Source organism: Corallococcus sp. AB038B, assembly GCF_003668955.1.
Taxonomy (GTDB): Bacteria; Myxococcota; Myxococcia; order Myxococcales; family Myxococcaceae; genus Corallococcus; species Corallococcus exiguus.
Map to the genome: position 1 here is coordinate 1 of NZ_RAWO01000017.1, position 13,590 is coordinate 13,590.

The 13,590-nt window shown below is 70.0% G+C and carries 14 protein-coding genes and 4 tRNA genes; 6 read left to right on the forward strand and 12 right to left on the reverse strand.

Annotation, left to right across the window (positions count from 1 at the left end; translation table 11 throughout):
- The 10 genes from D7Y04_RS38605 to D7Y04_RS38650 all read right to left on the reverse strand — a co-directional run.
- The coding region (locus tag D7Y04_RS38605; RefSeq protein ID WP_233601620.1) for a GTP-binding protein at window positions 1-125 on the reverse strand (125 nt) is incomplete at its 3' end.
- Window positions 126-141: 16 nt separating this feature from the next.
- Window positions 142-217, reverse strand: a tRNA-Thr gene (locus D7Y04_RS38610).
- 21 nt (window positions 218-238) lie between these two features.
- Window positions 239-314: transfer RNA gene (locus D7Y04_RS38615), tRNA-Gly, on the reverse strand.
- Between the two features lie 9 nt (window positions 315-323).
- Window positions 324-407: transfer RNA gene (locus D7Y04_RS38620), tRNA-Tyr, on the reverse strand.
- A gap of 82 nt (window positions 408-489) precedes the next feature.
- Window positions 490-562, reverse strand: a tRNA-Thr gene (locus D7Y04_RS38625).
- Between the two features lie 126 nt (window positions 563-688).
- Window positions 689-1,489: a 23S rRNA (guanosine(2251)-2'-O)-methyltransferase RlmB gene (gene rlmB, locus D7Y04_RS38630; protein ID WP_120600354.1), complete on the reverse strand. Its 801-nt coding sequence runs from the start codon at window positions 1,487-1,489 to the stop codon at window positions 689-691.
- A 5-nt stretch (window positions 1,490-1,494) separates the two neighbouring features.
- On the reverse strand, window positions 1,495-1,941 hold the full coding sequence (locus D7Y04_RS38635) for a hypothetical protein (RefSeq protein WP_199749806.1): 447 nt from the start codon (window positions 1,939-1,941) through the stop codon (window positions 1,495-1,497).
- Window positions 1,942-2,006: 65 nt separating this feature from the next.
- Window positions 2,007-2,984 (reverse strand): RimK family alpha-L-glutamate ligase, encoded by a 978-nt coding sequence (locus D7Y04_RS38640; RefSeq protein ID WP_120600267.1) that lies wholly within the window; start codon window positions 2,982-2,984, stop codon window positions 2,007-2,009.
- Window positions 2,985-3,062: 78 nt separating this feature from the next.
- Window positions 3,063-4,403 (reverse strand): adventurous gliding motility lipoprotein CglB, encoded by a 1,341-nt coding sequence (gene cglB, locus D7Y04_RS38645; protein ID WP_120600266.1) that lies wholly within the window; start codon window positions 4,401-4,403, stop codon window positions 3,063-3,065.
- A 216-nt stretch (window positions 4,404-4,619) separates the two neighbouring features.
- A complete protein-coding gene (locus D7Y04_RS38650; RefSeq protein WP_120587537.1) occupies window positions 4,620-5,012 on the reverse strand; it encodes a DsrE family protein in 393 nt (130 codons plus the stop codon).
- Between the two features lie 81 nt (window positions 5,013-5,093).
- Here D7Y04_RS38650 and D7Y04_RS38655 point away from each other — a divergent pair, with 81 nt between their 5' ends.
- The 4 genes from D7Y04_RS38655 (at window position 5,094) to hrpB (ending at window position 10,298) form a co-directional block, all read left to right on the forward strand.
- A complete protein-coding gene (locus D7Y04_RS38655) occupies window positions 5,094-5,753 on the forward strand; it encodes a HEAT repeat domain-containing protein (protein WP_121762586.1) in 660 nt (219 codons plus the stop codon).
- A gap of 87 nt (window positions 5,754-5,840) precedes the next feature.
- Complete coding sequence (locus tag D7Y04_RS38660; protein WP_121762587.1) at window positions 5,841-6,536, forward strand: HAD family hydrolase; 696 nt, start codon at window positions 5,841-5,843, stop codon at window positions 6,534-6,536.
- A gap of 42 nt (window positions 6,537-6,578) precedes the next feature.
- Window positions 6,579-7,688, forward strand: a complete 1,110-nt coding sequence (locus D7Y04_RS38665; protein ID WP_120596840.1) for a hypothetical protein — start codon at window positions 6,579-6,581, stop codon at window positions 7,686-7,688.
- Window positions 7,689-7,733: 45 nt separating this feature from the next.
- The gene (gene hrpB, locus D7Y04_RS38670; RefSeq protein ID WP_120596839.1) at window positions 7,734-10,298 is read left to right on the forward strand and encodes an ATP-dependent helicase HrpB; all 2,565 of its coding nucleotides are present in this window, start codon (window positions 7,734-7,736) and stop codon (window positions 10,296-10,298) included.
- Window positions 10,299-10,314: 16 nt separating this feature from the next.
- Here hrpB and D7Y04_RS38675 read toward each other — a convergent pair whose 3' ends face one another.
- Entirely contained in the window at window positions 10,315-10,794 is a 480-nt protein-coding gene (locus tag D7Y04_RS38675; RefSeq protein WP_120596838.1) for a GNAT family N-acetyltransferase, read from the reverse strand.
- A 262-nt stretch (window positions 10,795-11,056) separates the two neighbouring features.
- Between D7Y04_RS38675 and D7Y04_RS38680 the strand changes: the two genes are divergently transcribed.
- Together D7Y04_RS38680 and D7Y04_RS38685 are read left to right on the forward strand one after the other, a co-directional pair.
- Window positions 11,057-12,106: a hypothetical protein gene (locus D7Y04_RS38680; protein WP_120596837.1), complete on the forward strand. Its 1,050-nt coding sequence runs from the start codon at window positions 11,057-11,059 to the stop codon at window positions 12,104-12,106.
- Between the two features lie 149 nt (window positions 12,107-12,255).
- Entirely contained in the window at window positions 12,256-13,080 is an 825-nt protein-coding gene (locus tag D7Y04_RS38685) for a hypothetical protein (RefSeq protein WP_121762588.1), read from the forward strand.
- A gap of 112 nt (window positions 13,081-13,192) precedes the next feature.
- Here D7Y04_RS38685 and fdxA read toward each other — a convergent pair whose 3' ends face one another.
- Window positions 13,193-13,528: a ferredoxin FdxA gene (gene fdxA, locus D7Y04_RS38690; protein ID WP_120596835.1), complete on the reverse strand. Its 336-nt coding sequence runs from the start codon at window positions 13,526-13,528 to the stop codon at window positions 13,193-13,195.
- Window positions 13,529-13,590 lie beyond the last annotated feature (62 nt).

Consider the following 13,590-nt stretch of genomic DNA (forward strand, 5'->3'; position numbering starts at 1 on the left):
GCGCCACCGGACTTCGCCAGCACCTTCGTGATGGCCGCCGTCAGCGACGTCTTGCCGTGGTCCACGTGCCCAATCGTTCCGATGTTCACGTGGGGCAGGCTGCGATCGAACTTTTCCTTGGACATGACACTCCTCGAAAAATGGAGCCCTGAACCAGGATTGAACTGGTGACCTCATCCTTACCAAGGATGCGCTCTGCCAACTGAGCTATCAGGGCTTGGCGATTCACTACAACGGTTGGAGCGGGAAATGGGATTCGAACCCACGACATTCAGCTTGGAAGGCTGACGCTCTACCAACTGAGCTATTCCCGCATTGCCGAGTGGAGAGAGGTGGATTCGAACCACCGTAGGCGTTGAGCCGGCAGATTTACAGTCTGCTCCCTTTGGCCGCTCGGGCATCTCTCCAGATATTCGCTTGTCGTGCTGCGTGCTGCTCTCTACACCATCCTGCTGCGTCCCGGGCCCTTATCCGCGGCCCGTCCTACCTGGCCGGCGGCGGGATTTGAACCCGCGACCTACTGATTACAAATCAGTTGCTCTACCGACTGAGCTACACCGGCATCCATCCAGCAACTGCCCCGCCCTACCTCATCCCGAGCGGACCGTCAACCCCTCGGCAGCGCCTTGAGAGGCGCGACCTTTTAAAAGCCCCCACTCTCCAAGTCAAGGAGATTGATCCGGGGTCGTCAGCGGGAAGGCCTCCCCCGCTGGCGGGCGACCTCGTATAGCAGAATCGCGGCGGAAACCGACGCATTCAATGAACCGACCTGACCGCCCATGGGAATCCGGAGGCGGAAGTCGCAGTGCTTGAGGACGCCTTCCCTCACGCCCGCTCCCTCGGCCCCCACCACCAGCGCCAGGGGCCCGTCCAGACGGGCGCTCCACAGAGGCTCGGCGCCCTCCACGTCCGCGGCCGCGACCCAGAGGCCCGCTTCCTTCAGCTGCTCCAGGGCGCGGGAGATGTTGGTGACGCGCGCGATGGGGCAGTACTCGACGGCGCCCGCGGAGGACTTGGCCACCGTGCCGGTCACCTGTACGGCGCGGTCCTTGGCCAGGACGACGCCGTGGGCCCCGAGCGCATGGGCCGAGCGGATGATGGCGCCCAGGTTGTGCGGATCCTGGATGCCGTCGAGCACGACGACGAGCGCGGGCTGCTTCTTGGCCTTCGCCACTTCCAGCACGTCCTCCAGTTCGACGTACTGGAAGCCGCGCAGTTCGGCGACGACGCCCTGGTGCACGCCGCCCTCGGCCATGGAGGTCAGCCGTTCCCGGCCGACCTTCTCCACCCGGACGCCCGCGTCACGCGCGCGGCTGAGCAGTTCGCCCGCGGCCTTGGCGCCGACCTGCCCGTCGACGATGAAGAGGCGCTCCACCGCGTCAGGATGGGCGCGCAGGGCCTCCAGCACGGGGTTGACGCCATGGACGTAGCGCGGGGCTTCGTGGCCGCCGCGTTCACCACTGGAAGGCTTGGGGGAGCGCTCTCGCATGGGGGCTACTGGACCTCCACGGGCAGCGAGAAGGTCTTCTTCTGACGGGCGCAGATCTTCTCCGTGCAGATGAAGAAGGTCAGCGTCGCGTCCAGCGTGCCCTTGCCGGCGGACACCGCGGTGAAGGGGACCTCGAAGCGCGGATCCACGAACTGCTGGCCGTCCGCCTTCTTCGCCACCGACTGTTCACGGGTCAGCGTCTTCTGGGCGGGCGTCAGCTGCTTGCCCGTCAGCTCCAGCTTCAGAGGGGCCTCGTCGGAGACGTGGGCGCCGGGCTTCGACTTGATGGCGAGCACGAACGTGCCCTGCCCTCCCGACTTCACCTGCGTCGACGTCCCCTCGGTGGTGACTTCGTAGAGGGTGGCGGGGTCCACGTCCTGGGCCAGCACCGGCGCGCCGACGAGCGTCAGCAGCAGGGGGGCCAGGGTCGGGAGGCGGCGGGTGCGGGGCATGGGTGTCTCCAGGAAGGCGGCGTTCGTATACCGGGGCTTCGGACGCGCGGGGAGCGCTTTCTCTTCTAACTCCGCGGCGCGTTCACCTTCACGGCGCCCTTGCGCCCCGGCGGCGGCGGGGGCAGGGCCTGGGGCGTCTCCAGGGCGGCGGTCCAGACGGGGGCGGCGCCAGCGACGAGGTCCTCCGCCCGCTGGATGATGGGCGTGGCGAGGTCCAGGCCCGTGGCGGCCTCCATCTCCAGGAGCGCGGGCGAGCTGTTCACTTCGAAGACCTTGGGATGCCCCTGGACGTCCAGGATGTCCACCGCGGCCACCTCCAGGCCCACGAGCCGGGCGACCTTCTCCGCCATGGCGCGATGGCTGGGAGACAGCGGAAGGGCTTCCAGGCGGGCGCCCCGGTTCAGCGTGTGCGAGAGGCGCCCGGGGCGCGGCTTGCGCAGCACTCCGGCGATGGCCTCACCGCCCACCACGAGCACGCGCACGTCCTGGCCGGTGCTCCGCACGTACTCCTGCATGACGAGGTTGTGCCCCAGACCGAGCACCGCCTCGAGCGCGGCCTCCAGCGACTGGAGGCTTTCGCAGACCATCACGCCGTGCTTCTCCTGGCCCTGGAGGAGCTTCACGAGCACGGGCACCCCGCCCACCAGGCCGACCATCTCCTTGAGGTGGGCCGCGTCCCGGGCCATCACCGTGGCGGGGATGTCGATGCCGTGGGCGGACAGGAGCTGGAGCGCGCGCATCTTGTTGCGCGACTGCGCGATGGCCTGGGCGTGGTTCACCAGGGGCACGCGCGCCAGACCGAACTGATTCACCACCGCGAGCCCGTAGGTGCTGATGGACAGGGCGATGCGCGGGATGACGACGTCGGTGGGAGTGAGCTTCTTGCGGTCGTAGAACAGGGTCGCCTGGCTGCCCCCGTCCAGATGCATCTGCACCCGGAGCGGGTTGAGCACGCGGACCCGGTGTCCTCTCGCGCGGCCTGCTTCGACAATTCGCCGCGTGGACGAGATGGAAGCGGAGCGCGAGAGGACAGTGATTTTCATGGCGGAGGCGACCGGCCCGGCGAGGACCCTATAATCCTCGCCTCCGCCCGCGTAAAGCCGCCTCCGCCTGCCTGCCGCCTAGAGCTGGCGGATGGCGCGCACTTCGACGCTGACGGGGTCCTCCGGACGCGACGACTCCAGCTTCGCGCAGGCGCTGCCCGTGAACCGCACGCCCGGCTTCTCGGGAACCGACAGGTCCAGCGACCAGGTGTCGGGGCCCGCGAGCGTGCGCTCGCCGTTGATGTAGACGACGATGAGCTTCTCATCGGAGGGCAGCTGGCTCGGTTGGAGCTCGGTGAAGCACGGCTCGCCCGGCTGGATCGCCTCGCTGATCGACTTCAGCGCGGCCGCCAGTTCCTCGCGATTGCCCGCCTGGTAGAAGGAGCGGCCGCAAAGGCCGGTGTTGACGTCGCAGGTGTCCCCCGCGCCGCAGTCGATGCTGGCCTTGCAGTCACGTGCGTAGCCACCCGCGCGCGCCATCTCGTTGAGGACGCTGGGGCCGTCACCCGCCGACGTCTCCGCGCCGAAGCCGATAACGATGGTGGAGATCATGTTCGCCTTGAGCGCCGACACCGCCCTCACGGAGGCGTTCTTGTCGAGGCAGCCGCGCTGGAAGTACGGGCTCAGCTTGTCCGTGCACTGCGACGGCGTTTCGAGCGTGCAGCGGCACTCCGCGCTGGTGCCATCGTATTCGTTCTTGTCGTTGCAGTTGGGAAGACCGTCGGTCAGCAGGATGATGATCTGATCGCGATCTTCGGAGTTGGCCCGCAGCTGCGTGCCGACGAACTCCAGGCTCGCGCTCGTCGGCGTACCGCCCCGGGGCCGGCCAGCGCCACCATTGGGGATACCCTGAAGCTTGTCATTCACCAGGCTCGCATAGTCCTGGAGCTCCGTGTCTGAATCCAGCTCGAACGGAACACTGGCGCGGATGCTCAGACTGCCAGCGGCGGCGGTGGCGGGTGCGCACAGTTCGGGCACGGTCGTCGTCTGCGGCGGTGGCTTGACGGGAGGAGGCTCCGGGTAGGTCGTCAGGCCGAAACGGACCAGCTTGCCGCTCTCCGCGAGGAACGGGCCCATGGCGCCCTGGAGCTCAGACCAGCGCGTGGGGCACTTCGAGGTGTCGCAGGGATTGTTCTCCTCACACATGTAGAACTTGCCGTCTTCGGCTTGGAAGTCACACACGCGCGTGCCGTTGACGACCAGGTCCTTGTTGACCGGCTTTGTCATGGAGCCAGAGATGTCCACGAGGAGCATCACGTCCGGCTTGCTCCTGCGGGCGGTGATCACCGACTCCACGGTCGTCTGGGCGATCGCGAGCGGATCCACCGGCTCGAAGTCATACGTCTGACAGCCGGCCATCACGGCAACACCGAGCGTGCCGGCCAGCAGTGCGCTCAGGGGGGTCGACTTGGCGCGCATAGGCTTTGAGGATTCCTTCCAGGGGGGAACAACGAACAGCGAATGCCCCAGCGTAACGCGTGGACGCCCACCGAGGCTACAGCGACGCGCGGCAGGCAGGTTCCATTCAGGTAATGCTGCCAAGTTGCAACGACAGGCGATCCGCGAGGGCAGGTCCGGTTCCCCTGTCGGACATCCGCCTCCTTCCGGAGGGAGGGGATCGGCTCGGGTGTCCGCTCAGAGCGTGAGGACGCGCGCGCCGTCGGTCAGCCTCCAGATGGAAGCCAAGCCCATGACCTCGTCCAGTGTGCCGTGCAGTTCCTGGGGCGACAGACCACAGATGCGCACCGTGGTGTCGCAGGCCACGAGCTTCGCGCCCAGGGCTCGGGCTTCCTCCAGCATGCGGGCCGGGGTGGGGACATTGAGCCCTTCGGCCCGGGCCGCCTCGGTGCGCTCCCGCTCGCTGTGCGCCAGGCCGAAGCCGCCGCGGACCAGTTGGCGCAGGGCCTCGAAGGCGAAGACGAAGTAGACGTCGTCGCCCATCGCGGCGGCGGTGATGCCCATGGAGGCCGCCTGATAGGCGGGCTCGTACGTGGCGTGCTGGAGGAAGAAGAAGACGCGTCCGGCCATGGTGGACCGACCTTAGCGTTATCGAGTCCGGACCGGCAGCCGTCGTATAACGGGGCTCCCCTTCCCCACCGGGAGCTCCGCATGCCGAGCCAGCCGTCCCGCCCCCGCGGTGTTCGTCCCTCGCCGGTCCCGTCCCGTTCCGCCTCCTCGCGATGGCTGGCGCTGGCCGGTCTCGCCGTGCTCGCGGGCGTGGGGCCCGTGTCCGAAGCGGCTCCCGCCACCGCGAAGGCCCCGACCGCGGCTTCCGTGCCCGTACCTCCCGCCCCTGTTCCCGGACCGCTGCGCACGGAGGCCCTGGGATTGCTCTCACAACCTTCCGTGGCGCCCGAAGCGGCGTGGCGCAGGTTCGGGCCGGAGGTCGTGCCCGTGCTCGCGGCGCTGGCGGAGGACACGAGCGTCCCGGATGCGCAGCGGATGCGGGCCGTGACGGCGCTGGCTCGCGTGGAGTCGCCCGAGGCGGGACAGACGCTCCAGGCGATGCTGGAGGATCCGCACCGGCCTTCGGATGTCCGCTCACAAGCCGCGGCCGCGCTGGGCCAGCGGCTGGGGTTCGAGGCGGTGAAGACACTGCAGGCCCGGCTGGAGGACCGCGACCTGCGGCTGCGTGAGGCCGTCGCGCAGGCGCTTGGCCGGCTGGGCGGTCAGCGGGTGCGCGAGGTGCTGGAGGAGCGGCTCCCTCTTGAGGACGTTCCCCAGGTGCGTGAAGCGCTCCAGCAGGGCCTCACGCTCGCGGAGCCCTGAGCCGGGCGCCGGGCATGGCGGTGGCGGCTGCCCTGATGGGCTGCTCGGGGCTCGCGTCGGACGGGTCCTTCCGTTAGATGGGAGGCCATGCGCCCCACCGTCCTTCTTTTCGATATCGATGGCACCCTCGTCACCACCGGCGGTGCAGGCCGCCGCGCCATGGGCCTGGCCTTCGAGCAGCTCCATCGGCGGCGCGACGCGTGCGACGGCTTCAGCATGTCCGGCATGACGGACCGGGCCATCGTCCGCAAGGGCCTGGGCGTCATCGGCCAGTCCGACACCGAGGACACCATCAGCGCGGTCATCAACGCGTACGTCGCCCAGCTGGGACTGGAGGTTCCCAAGGTCGATGCGCGCGAGTACCGGCTGCATCCGGGCATGCGCGAGGCCGTCGTGGAGGCTCGCTCCCGGTCGGGCTTCGCGGTGGGCCTGGGCACCGGCAACGTGCGCGCGGGCGCCAAGGTGAAGCTGGACCGCGTGAGCATCCACGACCAGTTCGCCTTCGGCGGTTTTGGCTGCGACTTCGAGGACCGCGTGGCGCTCATCCGTCACGGCGCCCAGGCCGGAGCGGCGCAGCTGGGTCAGCCTCTGGAGGAGTGCCGGGTGGTGATCATCGGAGACACGCCGAAGGACGTCGCGGCCGCCAAGGGCATTGGCGCGGAGACGATTGGCGTGGGCACGGGCAACTTCACGCCCCAGGCGCTGCGCGATGCCGGCGCCGAGTGGGCCTTCGCGGATTTCTCCACCCCCGGAGCCATGGAGGCCCTGCTCGTCGGACGGTGAAGGTGTGGTATCTCCGCCGCCCCTCCGAGGAGTCGTCCACGCATGTCGTCCACGCTCGAATCCTATGAGCTGATCCGCTTCGCCGAGGCCTTCGAGGCCCGACTCGCCACGGCGGAGGAGATGGTCATCGGCAGGCCGGGGTTGGAGGCCGAGAAGCAGTGGCTCGCCTCCGCGCTGGAGCGCCTGCGAGAGGCCCGTGAGCCCGCGGGCGGTCTGCTGGAACAGGTGAAGGACCTGCCGGAGCTCGACGAGGCCCGCGAGGAGTTCTCGTTCGATCAGCAGGGCCGCTGGGTGGATGCGCTGGAGAAGCTGCACGCCGGCATCACCTTCACCGCCAGCAGCCGCGCCCCCGTCATCGAGGCCCTGTTCCCCCACCTCAAGTTCCCGCAGCTGCGCCGGGCGCCCGTGGAGCTGGTCAACGAGTACGCCACGTCGTACGAGCGGCGGTTCAAGAGCGCCTACGTCACCCGCATCTTCTCCCGTGACGACTTCGCCATGGTCCGCCCCGTCGTGGATCAGGTCGCCGCGACGTTCGCCGCGTGGACCGCGAGCCTGTCCCCCACTCCCCTGCCCCCGGATCAGGAAGCCGCTCTGCGCGAGGCGCTGGTGTCGCTGGGACGGCGCCTGGACGTGGCGCTGCGGCAGGGACGGCTGCTCGCCGAGGCCGCGCTCGTTCCCGTGCCTGGGGTCTTCGAGGCCGCGGGCCTCACCCTCAAGCCCCGGAAGCGCGCGGGCAAGTCGCTCGCGCTCTCCGCCGAGGACGGTGCTTCGGACCTCTTCGGTGAGGAGGGCGACGCCAGCCAGGAGGAGGCGTTCGAGGAGGATTCCGGGGACGAATCGATGGAGGCGGATCCCGACGAGTCGGAGGCTCCGGCGCCCCTCGAGGAGACCGTGGCGGAGGCTGGCGGCTCCGAGGCAGAGGCTTCGAACAGTGGATCCGAAGAGGTCACCGCTGCTTCCGAACCCGTGGCTCCGGAGGCTCCCGTCGCGGCGCGTCCCGTTCGGCGGGGGCGTCCTCCGAAGAACGCCGCTCCGGCTGCCGAGACCACCCAGACCGACGCTTCTTCGGATGCCCCCGATTCCGGTGCTCCGGAGGCCGTGCGCCCCAAGCGACGCAAGAAGACCGACCCGTCCGAGGCTGGCACGCCTTGAGACCCGACGCGCGGTGAGTCCCCCGCCGTGAAGAGGAACCCGGACATGGCGGACGTAGCCCTTCCCATCGATCCCCTCCTGCCCGACATCGTCTCCACGCTCCGGAGCTCGCGGTCGCTCGTGCTGGAGGCGCCCCCTGGCGCGGGCAAGACGACCCGCGTTCCCCGCGCGCTGCTGGAGGCCGGGCTCGGCGCGGGCAAGGAGATTGTCGTCCTCCAGCCCCGGCGGCTGCCCACCCGGCTCGCCGCGCAGCGCGTGTCCGAGGAGATTGGCGAGCGCGTGGGCGAGACCGTCGGCTACCAGGTCCGCTTCGAGGACGTCCGCGGGCCCAAGACGCGCATGTCCTTCGTCACCGAAGGCGTGCTCGGACGCCGCCTGCTCACCGACTCCACCCTGCGCGACGTGGGCATCGTCGTGCTCGATGAGTTCCACGAGCGGCATCTGTCCGCGGACATTTCGCTCGCGCTCCTGCGGCGGCTGCAGGAGACGGCCCGCCCCGACCTCAAGCTCGTGGTGATGTCCGCGACCCTGGAGGCCGAGCCCGTCCGCGCGTATCTGGGTGGCGCTCCGTCCTTGCGCTCCGAGGGCCGCCGCTTCGACGTCAGCGTCGAATACCTTTCCGCCCCGGATGAGCGGCACCTGGATCAACAGGTGCTCTCCGCGCTCAAGCGCCTGTTCACCCAGGGCGTCGACGGCGACGTGCTCGTATTCCTTCCCGGGGCCGGGGAGATCCGCCGCGCGCGCGACACCTGCGCGGAGTTCGCCGAGCGCCACGACGCCGACGTGCTCCCGCTGCACGGCGACCTCTCTCCCGCGGAACAGGACCGCGCCGTGCGCCGCAGCTCGCGCCGGAAGATCATCCTGTCCACCAACGTCGCGGAGACGTCCGTCACCATCGACGGCGTCGCGGTCGTCATCGACAGCGGGCTTGCTCGCGTGGCGTCCCACTCGCCCTGGTCCGGTCTGCCGCAGCTCAAGCTGGGCAAGGTGAGCCGGGCCTCCGCCGTCCAGCGCGCCGGTCGCGCGGGCCGCACGCGCGCCGGGCACTGCGTGCGCCTCTACACCCAGCACGACTTCGATGGCCGGCCTGATCAGGAGGCCCCGGAGATCCGCCGCACCGACCTGGCCGAGACGGTACTCTCGCTGCGCGCGTCGGGCGTGAAGGACCTGACGGCGTTCCCGTTCTTCGAGCCGCCCCCCGCCCCCGCCCTGGAGGCTGCGGAGACGCTGCTGCGCCGCCTGGGAGCCGTGGACGCGAAGGGCCAGGTCACGGACGTGGGCCAGCGGCTCCTTCGCTTCCCCGTCCACCCTCGCCAGGCGCGCATCATCGTTGAAGGCGAGCGCCGGGGCGTGGGCGGTGATGCCGCCGTGCTCGCGGCCCTCATGGGCGAACGCGACATCCGCCGCGAGGCCCGCGCCAACCTGGGCGGCGGAGGCCGTGCGTCCGCGCTCGTCAGCGGGCCTTCCGACCTGCTGGAGCTCCTGGAGCGCTTCCGCGAGGCCGGCCGTTCGGGCTTCGCATCTGGCCGCATGCAGTCGCTGTCACTGGATGCGGGCGCGGTGCAGTCCGTGGAGCGCGTGCAGAAGCAGCTGCGCCGCACGGTGCGGGAACAGGGCTCCCGCCCCGGCCGCCCCGAGGACGTGGAGCAGGCCCTGATGCTCAGCGTGCTCGCGGGCTACCCGGACCGCGTTGCCCGCAGGCGGCGGCCCCGCTCCCCGGAGCTGCTCATGTTCGGCGGCGGCACCACCAGCCTGTCCGAGTTCAGCGTCGTCCAGGACGCGGAGCTGATGGTCGCCGTGGACGCGGAGGAGCGCCCCGGCCGCGGCGCCGTCGTTCGGCTCGCCAGCACCGTGGAGGCCGAGTGGCTGCTGGACCTCTACCCGGACGCGCTGGAGGAGGTGGACACCCTCCAGTGGAACGCGGACTCGCGGCGCGTGGAGCGCCTCACCCGGCTGGCCTACGGCAACCTCATGCTGGAGGAGACGCGCACTCCCGCGCCCCCGTCCGAGGAGGCCGCGCGCGTACTGGCCGAGGCGGCCCTGGCCGCGGGCCCGGAGCGCTTCGCGGAACCCGAGGCGCTGGAGCAGTGGCGCACCCGCGTGGCGCTCCTGAGCAAGGCGTTCCCCGAAACGGGCTTTCCCACCGTGGACGCGGGCTTCATGCGCGACGCGCTGGCGTCCCTGTGCGTGGGCGCGCGCAGCTTCTCCGACCTGGAGGGCGTGTCGCTACTGGACGCGCTCTACGCGCGCCTCACCTCCGAGCAGCAGCGCCTGCTGGCGAACCACGCCCCCGAGCGCGTCACCCTGCCCGGCGGTCGCGGCGTGAAGGTGCACTACGAGCCCAACAAGCCACCCTGGGTGGAGTCACGGCTGCAGGACTTCTTCGGGATGGCGCAGGGGCCCAGCGTGGGCGCGGGCCGCGTGCCGCTGGTGCTGCACCTGCTGGCTCCCAACATGCGCGCCGTGCAGGTGACGACCGACCTGGCGGGCTTCTGGGAACGTCACTACCCGGCGATCCGCAAGGAGCTGTGCCGCAAGTACCCCCGGCACTCGTGGCCGGAGGATCCGCGCCACGCCGAGCCGCCCGCGCCCCGTCCTCCGAGGCGCTGAAGCGAGCGGCGCGGGACTACAGCCGCTTGTGCATCTCCAGGTGGTCGATGCCGGCCTCGTCGAAGACGGCGCCGACGGGCTGGTAGCCGTGCTTCTTGTAGAATTCGAGCGCGTAGAGCTGGGCGTGCAACATGATGCCGCTCACGTTGCGGCGGCGCGCCTCCTCCTCCAGCGACGTGAGGAGCAGCGAACCCACTCGGGACTTGCGGTGCGCCTGGAGCACCGCCATGCGGCCAATCTGGCCCCACGTTCCAGCCTGCCCGGCGGGCGCCTCCGGCAGCTTCACCAGCCGGCCGGTACCGATGGCGTGACCGCCCTGGTAGGCGATGACGTGGTAGGCGTGGGCGTCCTCGGCGTCGCGCTCGATGCCCTCGGGTACGTGCTGCTCCTCGATGAACACCACCTCACGGATGGCGAGGGCCTGCATGAGCTCCGCCTCGTCCTTGATGTGGGCGACGGTGACGGGTGCCGGGGAGGTCTCGGGAGGCGTCGGCATGGCTTGGGGCAAGGTACACAAAAGCCCGCGCCGCCAACAGGCGGAAAAGACCACCGCCTGCCGACCCGGCATGCCCCCCGCGCGGTCGGCCCGTCCCCTGCCGCCTGCCCGTGAAAGGGCTTGTCGCGAAAGCCCCGCCGCATCGGGTCATCCGGTTGCAATTGCCCTCTCACGTCGGGCTCTCGGGCGGGTCCCACTCCGTGCATGGGCGGGCGGAGCGGAGGAGGATCATCCGGGGGAGGGCGTGGTAGGGTTCAGGCCGATGCGTACTCGTGCCCTCATCGCCCTGTCCCTGGGCCTGCTGTCGACGCCCGCGCTCGCCCAGAAGGAGTTCTTTTTCGGAACGGGAGAGCCGCCCGTGTTCCGCGAAGCGGACATGGACAAGCGGTTCCTCCGCTCCCGCGTCAACCAGGCCCTGGTGCAGGGAACGAGCGACGCGAACTGCGCGCAGCTCGTGGGCGCGCTGCTCACCATCGTGGGCGAGTCCGCGCCGTACCTGCACAAGCGCGACGAGAACTTCTACCTGGACCCCGTGTTGATCCAGGTGCTGGGCACGCAGCTGTCCACGCCGCGCTTCCCCGCCAACATGTTCCTGGTGTCGATGATGCGCCGGGTGCTCATCGACAAGCGGCTGCCGCCGGAGTGGATGCAGACGGCGGTGGCGCTCGCGCCGTACTACCCGCCGCTGGACCTGAGCAAGCTGCGCTTCATCGCGGATGGCGTGAAGCCCGTGGACAGCTTCTTCTTCACGCTGCCCGCGATGCTGGAGCGCTACGACACGGAGGTCCTCAAGGCCAACACCACCGCGGCCAGCGTGGCGGACGCGAAGTTCCGCGACGACTACCTCGACAAGGAGGTGGCCTTCGGAGGGCTGGAGTTCATCGACGCGAAGCTGGAGAAGCCCAAGAAGAAGAGCAAGAAGGGCCCTCCGCCGGAGCCTCCCGCGCTGGTGGCCCGGCTCGTCTTCTACCTGCCGGATCCGGGCAATGACGGCCTGCTGTCCGGGCTCACCTACGGGAAGCCCAAGGTGCGGCCCTCCATCAACATCACGGCGCGGCTGAAGGACGACCAGTACACGCCGCTGACGCAGCTGCCGAAGGGCGCTCGCGTGCTCCTGCGCGGCCGCTTCTGGGAGTACCGCAAGCAACTCAAGGAGCTGGAGGTGCGCGACGCGTACCTCTTCCAGGACCGCGACTGGGCCCAGAACCCCGCGCTCGCGGATCCCAACGCCGTGGCGTCCTGTCCGCTCGCGTTCAACGACCTGACGGGCACCGCGCCCGTGCAGCCGGGCGGCTTCGGCGGCAAGCGCTGAAACGCGCCGTCTCGCGTTCCGCACGCCCATCCCGGGGGCGGCACCCCTGCCGTGCCGCCTCCTTCCGCGCCCTCCTCCCGGGAGCGCTCCCCGCCTGACTGGCACGGCCGCTGCTCATGCCCGCGCATCCCTTGCGCGCGAGGCATGCCATGAAGGTCGAAGGTCAGGACGCTCCTTCCGGAAACGAGAAGGTCCCCCCGGAGAAGGACGCGTTCAAACAGGTCCTCCAGCGGGCCTCCGGATGGAATGACACCCCACCTCGTCCCGGGGCCCGCCGCGAGCCGGTGGCACCAGGGCCCCTTCCGAAGCCCGGCCTGCTCCGTACCGGTGGGCAGGGGCCAGGGCCAGCGACGCGGGCCACTCCGGCGCTTCCTGGCGTCCGTGCGGCGGGAGCCCTCCTCTCGACGACGCGCAGCGCCCTGGGAAGCCCGGAGACGCTCCGCCAGGCCCGGCAGGGAATGCACGTGGAGGCGCAGCGGCTGGGGTCGGTGCGCCAGGAGGCGCTCACGGACGGCGGCACGCAGGCCTCCCATCGTGTGACGGAGTTGCTGGCCCGCGAGGTGGAGCGCTCCTTCCGCGCGGAGCCCCGTCCGGCGCCGTGTCCCCTCCCCTCGCCCACGCGTGACGACCGTTCCTCGGAAGGCCTGTCGCGCGTCTCCTCGCCCGAAGGTGCTCGCGCGGCGGGTGGAGCCACGGAGAGTACCGCACCGGCCAGCCCTCCCGTCGCGCAGGTCGAGTCCACGCTGGCGCTCATCGAGAAGATCGAGGTCTTCGTGAAGTCACAGCGGCCGGCGCTGGGCCTCAGCCTGCGCGGTTCGCTGGAGGCCACCGTGGAGGTGGAGCGCACAGGGCCCCGGGAGGTGGCGCTGCGCATCCAGGGCCGCCATGGGCCCGTTCCCACCGAGGACGTGGCGCGGCTGCGCGACGCGCTGGAGGCCCGGGGGCTGCGACTCAGCGTCCTCCAGGCGGGGTGAACGTCCGACGATGCCTTTTCCGCGCAAGACGTCAGGAACGACGAAGGCCCTCACGCCAGGGGGCGCGAGGGCCTGCATCACGACGGGCGCGCTCGGGGGATACGGTCCGCGGCTACTTCCCGGGCGCGGTGCTCAGCTCCCCGCGCTTGTCTTCCTTCTCCTTGTATTCCTCGGCCTCGGGCAGGGCGGCCTTCTTCTCCGCGATGTTGGGCCACTTGGAGGCGAAGTCGGTGTTGAGCTTCTTGAAGTCCGCCCACTTCGCGGGCAGCTCGGTCTCGGGGAAGATCGCCTTGGTCGGGCAGACGGGCTCGCAAGCGCCACAGTCGATGCACTCGTCCGGGTGGATCACGAGGAAGTTGGCGCCCTCGTAGAAGCAGTTGACCGGGCACACCTCGACACAGTCGGTGTACTTGCACTTGATGCAAGGCTCGGCGACGACGTAGGCCATGTTGATGTCTCCTCTGTGCGGAATTCCGCGCGTCCGTGGCCGCGCACAGTAGATGGTTGGGG